The sequence below is a fragment of the Pseudomonas sp. GW460-LB5 genome (assembly GCF_059423245.1).
On sequence record NZ_JBWKXT010000030.1, the window covers coordinates 1 to 12,181 of the forward strand.

At 61.1% G+C, this 12,181-nt stretch carries 10 protein-coding genes; 1 reads left to right on the top strand and 9 read right to left on the bottom strand.

The features are described 5' to 3' along the window. The 4 genes from gpJ to AC07XM_RS18290 all read right to left on the bottom strand — a co-directional run. Positions 1 to 4,368 (bottom strand): TipJ family phage tail tip protein (gene gpJ, locus AC07XM_RS18275; protein WP_495045169.1); only part of this gene is annotated, 4,368 nt, incomplete at its 3' end. A 56-nt stretch (positions 4,369 to 4,424) separates the two neighbouring features. Next, positions 4,425 to 5,009 (bottom strand): tail assembly protein, encoded by a 585-nt coding sequence (locus tag AC07XM_RS18280; protein WP_024717333.1) that lies wholly within the window; start codon positions 5,007 to 5,009, stop codon positions 4,425 to 4,427. Positions 5,010 to 5,049: 40 nt separating this feature from the next. Then, positions 5,050 to 5,469: a hypothetical protein gene (locus AC07XM_RS18285; protein WP_016485722.1), complete on the bottom strand. Its 420-nt coding sequence runs from the start codon at positions 5,467 to 5,469 to the stop codon at positions 5,050 to 5,052. A gap of 256 nt (positions 5,470 to 5,725) precedes the next feature. Next, positions 5,726 to 6,631 (bottom strand): lipopolysaccharide kinase InaA family protein, encoded by a 906-nt coding sequence (locus tag AC07XM_RS18290; RefSeq protein ID WP_016485721.1) that lies wholly within the window; start codon positions 6,629 to 6,631, stop codon positions 5,726 to 5,728. Positions 6,632 to 6,663: 32 nt separating this feature from the next. On the opposite strand from AC07XM_RS18290, the gene AC07XM_RS18295 reads away from it, so the two are divergent. Continuing rightward, positions 6,664 to 6,861: a hypothetical protein gene (locus tag AC07XM_RS18295; RefSeq protein ID WP_102689505.1), complete on the top strand. Its 198-nt coding sequence runs from the start codon at positions 6,664 to 6,666 to the stop codon at positions 6,859 to 6,861. Here AC07XM_RS18295 and AC07XM_RS18300 read toward each other — a convergent pair. The 5 genes from AC07XM_RS18300 to AC07XM_RS18320 are packed head-to-tail and all read right to left on the bottom strand — an operon-like array spanning position 6,858 to position 12,163. Next, positions 6,858 to 7,004: a hypothetical protein gene (locus AC07XM_RS18300; protein ID WP_016485719.1), complete on the bottom strand. Its 147-nt coding sequence runs from the start codon at positions 7,002 to 7,004 to the stop codon at positions 6,858 to 6,860. The two genes, AC07XM_RS18295 and AC07XM_RS18300, sit on opposite strands and share 4 nt — an antisense overlap. 26 nt (positions 7,005 to 7,030) lie before the next feature. Next, positions 7,031 to 7,786 (bottom strand): C40 family peptidase, encoded by a 756-nt coding sequence (locus AC07XM_RS18305; protein WP_102689504.1) that lies wholly within the window; start codon positions 7,784 to 7,786, stop codon positions 7,031 to 7,033. A gap of 2 nt (positions 7,787 to 7,788) precedes the next feature. Then, positions 7,789 to 8,538 carry a phage minor tail protein L gene (locus AC07XM_RS18310; RefSeq protein ID WP_102689503.1) on the bottom strand — a complete coding sequence of 250 codons (750 nt, stop codon included), beginning with the start codon at positions 8,536 to 8,538 and terminating at the stop codon, positions 7,789 to 7,791. Next, complete coding sequence (locus AC07XM_RS18315) at positions 8,535 to 8,873, bottom strand: phage tail protein (RefSeq protein ID WP_102689502.1); 339 nt, start codon at positions 8,871 to 8,873, stop codon at positions 8,535 to 8,537. The genes AC07XM_RS18310 and AC07XM_RS18315 overlap by 4 nt, the downstream gene beginning before the upstream one ends. Further along, positions 8,873 to 12,163, bottom strand: coding sequence for a phage tail tape measure protein (locus AC07XM_RS18320; RefSeq protein WP_102689501.1), 3,291 nt, complete (start codon positions 12,161 to 12,163; stop codon positions 8,873 to 8,875). The genes AC07XM_RS18315 and AC07XM_RS18320 overlap by 1 nt, the downstream gene beginning before the upstream one ends. Between the last annotated feature and the right edge of the window lie 18 nt (positions 12,164 to 12,181).

Here is a 12,181-nt window from a genome sequence, read left to right on the forward strand (position 1 = left end):
CTGCGCCGCCGTCACGTTGCCATTGGTGGTGCTCAGGCTGTTTTCCAGACTGGTGGTCTTGCTCGACGTGCTGGCCAGGTCGGCGCCCTGTTGGGTCACCTTGGCGGATATGGTATCAACAGCGACCGCTGTGGCCGCCTGATTATCGGCCTCGACCTGTCCATTATCGCGCCAACCACTTGCTTGGGAGCCTTCCTCCAGCTGGTACTGGTCTACTTCGATAAATCCAGCTGTAACCCCGGCCCCACCATAGACAACCGCCGCTGGCCATACGTCGACGGTCTGTTCGGTGGCGGTGAAGGTCACCGATACCCGCTGCCATGTCTCGACCGCGTCGACTCGGTTACCTGGCCAGGAAACGCTGTTGACCCCGGCCGCATCTCGGCTATACACCTGCGCCAAAATCCGCAGCCCTGCAGTGCCCCGCACGTACACCGAGGCGGTGTAAACGGCGCCCGCTCGGACTTTGATCGCTTTGAGCGATGCGCGCAGATAAACCCGGGCCCAACCGTTGGTGGGAATGTCGGTGACATCAAGGCGTTGCGCGACCCCCGCAGTAAGCTTCGAGGGGACCAGCGACGGCGCGCTGCTTCCAACGTTGCTGGACCGGTCGTGCCACCATCCCTGGGCAACACCATTATTATCGGTTTGCCGCTCGAACGAGGGGTTGTAGACCAGGTTCTCGCCGCCAACCAGCGGCAAGGCCGCATTGATCTTGGTCAGCGACTGTCCCTGCGCGCTGAGGTCCTGACCGTGCTGGTTGACCTCATTGCTCAGGGCCTGAACGGTCGACGCTTCGGCCTTCTTGCTCACGCTGTCGGTGAGCGAGGTCAGGACCTGGCTCTGCGACGTTAGCTGCTGGTCTTGTGCCGCGTCCTTTTGCTCGGTGGCCGTGACGCGGTTACTGACCTGCTGCAACGACTGAGAACTGGCCTTGCCGTCGATGCTGGTCTGCATCCCATCCATGCGGGAAGCCTGAGACGACAGCTTGCCCTCGGCCTCACTGACCCGGGTGGCCACGTTGTTGACCACGGTGGCATCGGCCTTCAAGGCGACCTGAGACAGCGCCGACTGGGCGGCGGCCGCCGCATCGGTAGCCGCCTTGTCCGTGACCGCCACCCAGGTGGTACCGTTCCAGCGCTTCGGGGTGTTGGCGTTGCCCGTGGTATCAATCCACAGGTTCTGCGCCAAACGGTCAGCAACGGCCGGGGCCGCTGCCTGGATGATCACCTTGCCCTTTCCACCCGCCAGCGTGTTTGCCGCATCTGCGGCCTGCTGGGCGGCGGTCACGTTCTGGTTGGCTGCCGTCAACCCTGACTGCAACCCGCCGATCAGGGTGGCCTGTGCCGTGGTTTTGCCATCCAGCGTGGACACGTCGGTTTCGACCTTCGACACACGCGAAGCCGTGCCGGCCGCCGTGACAATGGCCTGGCCAACGTCGGTCCAATAGGTCGTGTTCGGTGGCGGAGTGTTCTTCGGTACCGCTTTCAGCGCCTGGTACAGCTTGCCATCAGCACCCAGCACACCTTGGTTGGCGGTGTAGGTTTTGTCCTTGTTGTACGGCACCGATCCGGCGAGCACGGATACACTGTTTATTTGCTGCTGCAGGTCCGACCTGGCAGCGTCAACCTCCCCATCCACCAAGGCGATTTGCTGCTCGAGGGCAGATTTAGCGTCCACGACATTCTGATTTGTAGCAGTAATCTGCTGTTCCAGGTTGCCCTTGGCGGTGACCAGTGCGTTGTTGACGCCACTGATCTGCTCAGCCAGCTCGGTCTTGGCGGTACCTACTCGCTCGTTTACCGATCCAGGGCCATTGCCATCTATAAGGTCGATCTTCTCGGTGAGCTGCTGACCAAGGTGGCTTTCGAGGATCTCGCCAGCGATCTGCTCAAGGATCGGCCCGGCATCGGCGCTGGCTGCGCCAGTTACGTACGTCCCCTCGACAGGATAAAACGGTCCGATGTTGCCAGACCGATCTACCAGACGCGCCCAGAAGTAGAAGCGCTGCCCGGCACGTAGGCCCTGCATGACATATTCATTCTGCGGGTACGCCAAGTCAGCCAGCTTGGTGGTCAGGCTAAGTTCTGCACCCTCGCTGTACCATAATTCGGTGCGTTGCGTGTCTTCAGCACCCGCTGGAAAGCCCCATTTAATGCCGATGCCGAATAGCAGGCTCTCAGCTTCGAGGTAGGTGACCGATGGCGGCTGGCCTTCCTTTCCGGAGAGCTGAGTGAGAACAGAGCTTTTCCAGACCGAAGTGATGTCGAAAGCGCTCACCGCACGGACGCGCGCCAGGTAGGCACCAGCATAGATACCGACCACGTCGACAGAAGCGGCCCCAGTGCGCTGCATGCTCACCCAGTTGCCATTATCCTTGCGCCACTCTACGTCGTAGGCGACAGCGCCATCCACCGCCGGCCAGACGATGGTCATGGTGCTGACCGCAATGCCTTGGTCGATCATGTGGGTGGACGACAGCGTCACGCTTGCCGGGGGCTGCACGGTGGCCACCGGGATGACGCTGATCGGGCGCTCGTCCAGCTTGGCACCGGTATCAATCGCAGCAAACTTGCTCGGATTGAACTCGAGCGCGGTGATCTCGTACTCACCCTCTTGGGTGCGCGTTGTCTTCAGCACCCGGAACAGCTGGACCGCCAGGTCGTGGTAATCGATTGCCCACTGCAGTTCCGGCTCGGGCTGCACGCCATACGCGGTGGTTACCGTCACAGCGCGGCCGGCGACCGACTGCACCGTGCGTGCCTGGGCGGTGCCGTTCGGCAGGTTCAAGATCAGCCGGTCGCCTGCCTTGATCGGCGTGTCACGGTCCAATGTCACAACGCGGCCGGCAGCCGCCGAAATCCGGCCGCCGTTTGGACGGCCCGCAACCAGCTCGTCTGCGACGGGAATGACGTAGCCAGGCAGCGGAATGCGCCCTTCCATGCCGGTCTTGAAAGTGACGGTGCGGTCCTGGCTGTTACTCAGCAGCGCCCACTTGCCGCGTCGCTGTGCCTCGGATGCACGGGTGCAGCCGATGGCTGAAATCTCCACCGGACGGTCCCGGTACCGGCGCTGGAGAGCGTTGTCGGTGACCGGGATAACATCGGTGTCATAGTTGTTGGCCGGGTTGTCGTAGCTGACCAGAGCCCGGCTGTAGTGCGTGTTACGCTCGGCACCGCCGTAAACGAACTCACCGTCGATGACGTTGGCCCGGGTGAACACGTAGTCGATATCCTGGGCGCGCGGCATGTCTGCCTGCATGAACAGAGAGCCGTGAGCCCAGTACACCATGCCCCGGTAAATCGCGGAGAGGTCGCGCAGCAAGGTCCAGGCTTCGGCGCGGCCCTGAAGGTTCATGTCGCACAGGAAACGCGGCTCCTGACCGCCCTGACCATTCGGCACCTGCTGATCGCAGTACTGGGCGATGCGGTACATCTCCCACTTATCGACCATCCACGACTTGATGCGCTTGCCCAAGCCAAAACGGTCCTCGACGCACAGACCGTAGGTCACAAACGCCGGGTTGTTGGTCCAGGCCTGCTTGAAGGTGCCGTCCCATACGCCGGCATAGGTGCGGGCAACGGGATCGTAGTTGGTCGGCACCGGCCAGCGCTTGGCCTTGCACTTCACGGTTACCGCAGGGATGTTCTGGAACTGCTGGGCGTCGAACTCGATGTACAGCAGCGCGGTGTTCGGGTAGCGCAGCTTCTGGTCGATGATCTCGGTGTAGCCAGCGATGGTCATCGTGTCGGCCACGGTGCCGCTGTTGGCATTCGGAGTGATACGGCGCACGCGCAGCATCCAGCCGGAGGTTGCCTTGGGCAGGTTGACGCGTACCGAGCGCTGGTAGCCGTTGGTGGTCTTACCGTCCACTGCCCCCAGGTGCGCCTCGACGTAGGCGCCACCATCGGTAGCGATATCGATGGCGTACTCAATGCGGTAGCCATTGGTATTGCCACTGCTGTCCTGCTGCGCCAGGCGCGGCCAGACCATTCGCACGCGCACAGCCGAGAGCTGGGTGTTGCTCAGAGCACGGGCAAATGGATTGTCGCTGCGCAGTTCGACATTGACGGTGGTCTCGTTCTCGATCGCAGGGATACCCTGGATGTAGTCCTGCTCGACCGAGCCTGAGCGCCACTCCCACCGCACCCCAGGAAAATTCACGCTGCCGCTGGCATCCATGATCGGGGTGTTATCAAGGTAGATGTCACGATCCGTCGGCTCCTCATCGAACTCCCCCTCCCCAACAGCAATCAGAATTTTGCCGATGTTGGTCGACTGGAGGCTATCCGGAGCCTCAACCGGCGATTTCGGTTTGCTGCTGCCGCCCTTGGCGCCAGTGATATCAACGTGATCTGCTGGGCCCATGCTTTCCTCCGGGCAATAAAAAACCGCCCGGAGGCGGTCTGTTCACTGAGTTGGCGCTAGGCCTTATCTTGCGCCTCGATCGAGGCTGAGATGATCGCCCCGCCCCAGCGGCGTTCGCCGATGCAAATCGGGACGGGGTTACCGCTGGCTGTGGTGTTCTTGGCGCCGCCGAAGGCGTATGACGGTAGGTTCTCGGGCGCTGCGCTCTGCGATAGCCCCTTGGCCTGGGGGCTGAGCATCTGGATGACACCGCCAGCCATCAGTGCAACTCCCAGCGGGGCAGTCGGCGCACCGAAAAAGCTTGCAGCAACCAGAACAGCGCCAACGATAGTTTGCAGCAACCCGGCACGCTTGCTGCCTGCAACAATCGGAACAAACCAGAGCTCACGCGCCCCGCCCATATCAAGGTCGCCTTCTCCGATGTTTTTGCCGTTTTTGAATACTGCGAACCTCAGGCCTCGGCTTTCTGCCTCAATGAGATCTCTGGCAAATCCGGGGTAGTTTGCGTCGAGCGCTTTGGCTGCTTCTTTAGGATCGCCCCGATCCAGAAGAAAACTATGCTTCTTGCCGTATTTTTTACCCAAGAACCCGCCCAACCGAATTCCTGTCATCGAAGCGTTGTGAGCTACTGTTGCTGCCATGTTTCCTCCGGGCAGTAAAAAGCCGCCCGGAGGCGGCTGTTTAGAACGTCGTTGGTTTCACGCTCACGTCCCCATCTGCGGACGTGTAGATTCGGTACTTCTTGGTCTGCCCTGGCTTTACGAGAGCCTCCGCTTCTAGTCGCTCCGCATTCATTCCGCAGAGTGCTTTGCCTTCAAGCGCCGCGCCAACCATCCACTCACCGGCAGGCACGTTGAAATAAGCTTTTTCTTTGGGATTGAGCCGGGCGACGGGCTCACCGTTGATAAATACAGTCGCATAACAGCCTGCTCCTGCGAATCCACTATCACGGGTGACGATGATCCTCCCGCCCTCGCCTACCTCAGACTGATAACCGGTGACCCGACTTTTTGGGGCCTGCTCAGCTTCTGTGAGCGGAACCGGAGATGTTGCGCACCCTGCCAGCAACGCCAATCCCACCACACCGATCAGAATTCGCATGTGACCCCTCCTTGTTGATGGCGGGAATCTACCACAGCACCCCCTTGATCATCGACGCGATTCCTCGCATTCCGCTCTTATCCTCTCCATCGCATCCGGCATCATTGGCGCAGTCATCATGGAGCGGTAGGTAATGCATTCGCGGGGTTCACCACGAACCCTGGAGGCCTAGGACGAAGAGCAGCCTGCAAGCATACAGATTCGCAGGACGAAGATCAGAGTTCGCATTTGATCCTGCAATAACTACAGCAAGCCTTCAAAGCAGCAGCTCAGCACCTTGGCCGAACGAATAGCTATAGCCCAGCCAGAACGCGCTCCACTCTTCGTCACCCCATCCAGACCGACGCTTGACCTGCCTGAGATCATGACGGGCAGCTTGTTTCGCGGTGAAACGCTTCCTAGCCTTCTCAAGATCGAGCAAAGCTACCTTCACGCATGGCTCGCTGAAATCAACAAAGACATGCTTCAGGTACAAGCAACCATGCTGCCACCTTCCATGGTTTAGCTTGGCCAGTACTCGGCCATACGCCTCTAAAATCTCGAGATGCCGATGGCGTCCCACCGTTCTTTCTACCTTCTGGGCGTAGAAATCCTCCAACGACAGATAGCCGTCAAGAGCCGCCGTCAACATCACCGCCTGCCACTCACCGTCGAGTTTATGTATATGGCTGTGCAGGAGTGCCGGGGTAGCGACTCCCAATGATGCGGCCGCACGAAGGGCTTTTGCCTCGCGGGCGACTGTTGGATAGCCTAAAGGGTGGCGCAAACTCCGATAGACATGCCCGACTTGCTGCTTTTTGTAAAAAGTCAGACCGTCTAGCTCTATCCGCAACACACCGCTCTCACCCCCTCTACGTACGTTCGGGGGCTCTACCCAAACTCCTGGAGCGTTGAGAATATCTCCTAGAGGCAGATTGGAAAGCCCCACATTAGTAGAGTTTATAGTCATAGAACACCTGGTAGCTTGGCGGCCGTTTGCCTGCAAGATCCAGAATATAACAGCTAAATCACAAGAAAAACGACGCTTAAGCATGGGGACAGAACTGACACAGTTCCTATCTACTGTGCCAATTTGGATGAAATACCAGTACCGCGCCAGCATTTCGCCATAGTAGTTTTGCACCTCCACCGAACCGCCCCGGTCCGTTGCCGGAAAGCCCATGGACTGGGGCGCCAAACCACAAGGAGAACCCCATGGGGCTCAAGCTACAGAACATCAATTTCAACCGCGCCGCCCAACCAGTAACTGCCCAAGTGATCCTCATGGATGAGCACAACTGCAACGTGAGCGTGAACATCAAGCTGGAAAAGAAGCCCGTCGAAGCATTCAACCTCGAAGAAATCGACAGGCTCGCCCGAGCGGCAGCTAAACATCTGGTAACTAACGCTTAATTTGCCTCGGGCAGTGAGCGCTCTCGCTGCCCTTGATTGGCTTGCTGCAGGATTTCTACCTGCTGCTGAAGGGAGGCAATGACCGATGCCAAGGAATTGATTTGCCCCTGCAGGGACTGAAGTTTCTGATGAGCAGCGTTCATGTAGGTTCCTGTGCGGCCGAGCCGCTTCATTTCGCGTCCCGATGACGCAACACAAGGCGCGCCCGGTCGAGCCATGGCCCGCCGAACACGATGAGTTCTGATGGCCTGCCGTACAGATGGTGCAGCAGGAATGGGCCGGGGCCGAAGACCTGGGCCTGCTCGTCGGGCAACTGGGCGTCGCCGCCCAGGTAGATCCCCGCATGGTTCGGGTGCGCGGTGCGCCCTACGGCCATAACGATCATATCGCCGCGCTGCGGCTGACTGACCTGGTGAAAGCCCGCGGCCTCATAGGCTTGCTCGTAGAGGCTTGGGCCGTCTGCTTGCTCCCACCATCCCTCCTCCCGGGCATAGGTCGGGAATTCCAACCCCCACTCGCGCTTGTACCAGTCCGCGCAGACCTGCCAGCAATCCCAGGCGCCGTGCACAAACGGCCGCCCCAGCAGCGGGGTGTGACCGGTCGGGGTGATCCTTCGCAGGTCACCTTCCGGCCACGACAGGATGTACCAGGGCAGGCCCGTGGCCTCACACATGGCCAGGTCACGCGGCGACGGTCTGCTGGTGGCGTCCGGATGTGAGTGCACGATGCCGATCACCTCGCCCTTGTCCTCGGCCGCCGCGAAGTCCTCCGGCGAGATACGAAACTCCTCGGCGGGATCGGTCGCGGTGTTATCGCATGGGATGTAGCGGTGGGAGCGGCCGACGGCGATGATCAGCCCGCAGCACTCTCGTGGGTATTCTGCCGCAGCGTGCGCCTGCACTGCGGCGAGTATGTGTTTGCGCATGATCAACTCCGTGCGATCAAGGATACAGCCGGGAAGCCGCCAAAACTATTCGGATTACCTTCACCGAACCGCACAACGCAGCCCGAATCCAGGCAGCCATTGCACTGATCCCTGGTAGGGTCGTCGGTGCGATTGCCGTCAAGGTCGAAGTAGGGGCCGGTGTAGCCGCAGTTCGGTCCACGGTATCCAGCGGTCATCGCCCAGTGACACAACTGCGTCATCTGCCGGCCAATCGTCTCCCCGCCGACATCCCCGGGACTGGCAAGCTCCCAAGCCACTGTGGTGCCGTTCTCGGCCACCTTCTGATCGATATACCAAACCTCGATCGCTTCCTCTGTTGGATCGGCCTCCGGGTTACCCGAGGGGAAGTTTGCCGCGTCCAGGTAGCGCGCCATGGTGTGGCGAATGGTCAGCTTGAACTCGAGCAGGTCTTCGAATGCCAGACACAGGGCAGTGATCTTGCCGTTGACGTTGCCAACAGTCAGCTTGGGCCGAACGGCAGTGCCGTCCGAGTTCGCCTCGATGCCGTCGATGTGCATGGGCCAGGCACCATATTCGTTGCCCTGCCACCAGATCGACTTGGCCGGCAGCTGGTCGGCGTTCGCGCCAGCGGCGGCCAGTTCCTGTGCCCTGTGCGGTATTGCATGCCCATGGAACCGCAACATATCGGCGCCAAAATCCGAGCCATCCAGCTCGAACAGCAGGATCTCAGCGCCCGGTTCAAGCTTCTGCAGCTGTGTGATCAAGCTCATGGGTGATACGCCCTTTCAAAGGTTGCGGTGAGCAGGATCACGGCGCCCGGCTTACGCTGCTGACGGAAGGATTCGCACCGGTACAAACCGAGCACGCCTTCGGGATTGGTCCATAAGAATGACTTCGCACCGCGGTGGCGACGAATGAAGGCCAGGATAGGCGCGATCTCGTCAGCCAATCCGCCGAACGACAGCGCCCAGCTGTCCGACTCAGCGTTCAAACCATCGGTGGAGACCTGCACGTAGTTATCGCCAAACTGCGACTTCCGGGTCCGGAGGGTGCTGTCGCCATCGGCTTCATCGTCAGGTGTCCAGGTGAAAGTTTCGATCGCCATCACTGCCTCCCAGTACTGTTTCGATGGCTCAAACCCCCGGCTCGCCAGGAATCGGAAATAGCCCGTTCCGCTACTCCTCTCATTTGCCGTTCCATGTTCTGCTGCAGCGCGGCGCTGTCCAACTCCATGCCATCCCCGCTCCGATCTTCCAAAGTCACGGCAACCGGAATACTGAGTTGAAGCACTGTCGAACCACCGCCGGCGCCGCCGACCATCTGCACACCAAGAGCCCCATCGGGCCCCCGCGCCAGTGGCATGATTGCCTCCGGCCCATCTTCACCAGCGACGCCAAGTCCACCGTTGCCCATGCCGAACATCGTCGGGGTGTTGAGAACGGAATTGGTAGCAAACCCTGCGCCCTTGGCGAAAAGCTGCACACCGCCAGACCAAGCACCGCCCAATGCCTGGGGAAAATACGCACTGCCATAGCCAGCTTGTGACGCACCAAGATTCGACGAGACGGCGCCTGCAGACCCCGGAGCCATGCCGTTACCCCCACCACCGCCGAAGTAGCTCCCCACCGCAGATACGCCCAGCCCGACCAACCCACTTAGCAGCGAGCTAGCTGCCTGCTGGCTCGCAATCCTGGCCATGTCAGAGATCACACTTACGGCGAAGCTCTTGAAGTTGGCCTTACCAGTCATGGCGAACTCGGCCACAGCATCGCGAGCCGAGTTGAAGCCAGTGGTGAGCATGTCGTCGGTTGCCCCCGCCACGTTCGCGGCGTCCGACTGGATGTTCGCCCAGGCTCGTTTGGCGCCGTTGCGATAGTCGCGCTGAGCTTCAAGGCGGGCATCGAAGCCGTCGACCTCCATTTGCAGTTCCCGTGCCTGGTAGTCGGCGAGGTCGGTCAGCCGCTGCTGATAGGCGTCCTGGCTGAGCCGACGCGAGACATCCTCCTGCTGTTCCTCCAACTGGCGGCGTGACTCGGCATACTTTTGCCGGACCGCGTTCAGCCGATCGGCCTCCTCGCGCTGGTCGTCGCCCATGCCGACGCCGAACGCGTCTGCGTCGATGGCGTCTTGCCGGGTCTGCAGCACCACTTCCATAGCCTTGCGATAGGCCTCCGCGCTGTTGCGGCGGATCTCTGCAAGCTTCTTCTCCTCCTCGGCACGCTTCTGCAAAACCGGGTCGGCATAGGCTGTGTTCAGGTTCTTGATGCCAAGTTCCATCTCGGCGGCGGTGATCTTGCCCGCGGCTTGCGCCTTGCGCAGCCCCTGCACACCCTCCGCCAGATCCTCCAGCCGCTTTTTCTCCGGCAACGCGCGGTCGATGATCGCGTCAAGGGCCTTGATCTCATCCTTCAGCGCCTTCGTGCGGTCCTTGCTGCCCTCAGTAGCATCCTTGTTGGCCTTCTTCTGCGACTCGATCGCGCTGGCCGCCGAAAGAATCGCCTGGCGATCTGTTTCGGTGAGGTCAGCGTTTTCCGCGATGTAGCGGTTGGCGATTTTCGTAGCATTGCCGTTGTCCTGGAGGCCGGCTAGCTGCTTCTGCAGCGTCTCCAGGTAGGTCTGCCCCGCCGAGCTCATGCCAACCTTCGCGGCGTTGTTCGCCTGGGTGGCCGAGGTGTTTTCTTGGGTGACGCCGGTGAGCACCCGCAGCGTTTCGGCGATCAGGTTCGAGCGTTGGTCGGCGTCGCTGACCGCACCGGCTTGGGTAATCCACTGCTGCACCGTGCTGGACGGCAGCTGAAGACGGTTGCCGACCTCTTGCAGGATCGGCGAAAGCCCTTGGCCCGCCATGCGCGCTTCGTTGAGCCGATCAACCAGGCCTTGGTACTCAGCCAACTGCCGGTTGTACTGACCACCGGAGTCACGCGCCGGCGCAGTGACCACGGCAGAGCGGATGGACTGGGCCAGGTCGCCATACGCATCCTTGACCTTGTCCGCCGAGGAGATCTGTTCCTGCTGCCACTTGACCAGCGATGCTTCGCGCTGGTCCTTGTTGAGCTTTGCGAATTCCTCCCGAAGCTGTGCGACCGGCTTGCGCAGATCCTCCAGGCTAACGCCTGCCTGATCGGCGTTGTTGCTCAGTAGCAGGAAGCTGGCAGCCGCCGTGCCGGCCAACAGGGCAAGCCCCATCGGACCGCCCAGAACGCTGAGCAGGCCTGCACTGACTGTCCCAAGGCCGGCCTGGGCATTTGCTACCGCGGTGGTAGCAGCTGCTTCGCGCTGCCGCGCCTGCGCCAGTTGGATGGACATTTGGGTCTGTACAGCAGTGCCACGCGCCGCCACTGCTTCGCGAGCTGCCAGGATGGTAGCGGTTTCGGCTTTGCGCTGATCGGCTAAGGCAGCCTGCAACACCGCTTCGGCCTGAGCGATACGCGCGGCGCGGTCGGCCAGCGCCGCTTTTACGGCCAATCCAGACTTAGCGACGTAGTTGGTCAACGCGGCGACGCCAGCTCCCCCCATGGTCACGGCCACCAGGTCGACGTTGTCGGCCAGCGCAATCAGCACATTCGACAGGCCTGCTACGGCGCCGGTCTGCTCTTCCATCCCTCCGAGGAAGGTCTGCACGGCGTTGCCGATGTTCACCAAGGCGTCCTGTACGCTGGTGGACATATCAGCCGCAGCCTTACGGTTGGCCTCAACGGTGCGCAGCAGCCCGGTATTGATGTCGTCAAGCGATAGCTTGCCCTGCACCCCCAGCTTGCGGATCTCTTCAGCGCTCTTGCCGGTGGCGTTGGCGATAGCCGTGACGATCGTCGGCATGGCCTCCTGAATGGACACCCAGCCATCGGCCTCGACTTTGCCGGTTTGCAGCGCTTTAGAGTAGGCATCCAGCGCTGAGCCTGCCTTGTCGGCCGCGGCGGCGTTGGTCACCAGCAGGAAGCTGAAACTGTCGGTGATGTCGAGTGTCTGCTGGGTGTTGAAGCCCAGGCTGCGCATGACATCGGCAGTGCGAATGTACAGCTCTTGGGCCTCGGCCAGGGGGCGGTAGGTTTCCTGGGCCGTGCGCAGCAGGTGTTCCTGCACCATCTGGTATTCGCCAGCACTGCCGGCGGCAGCCTTCATCCGATCCGACATCTGCCCGTAGGCGTCGACCTGCTTGATGATGCTGCCGATGATGCCGGCACCGGCCACGGCGGCAAAGGCGCCGCGGATGAGCACGCCAGCCTGCTGGGCCGCGCCACCTGCGCTATCAAACGCGGAGTCGACTTGGGCCAGATTGCGGTCGATCGAATCCGTGGTGCGGGCCACCACCTGGTCAGCACTGGCCAGCTCCCGGCGAAGCTGAGCGGTTGTGGCCTCGATCTGGACCAGCATCCCTTGGACTTGTTGGTCGGCCATGCAAATCTCCAAGCACAA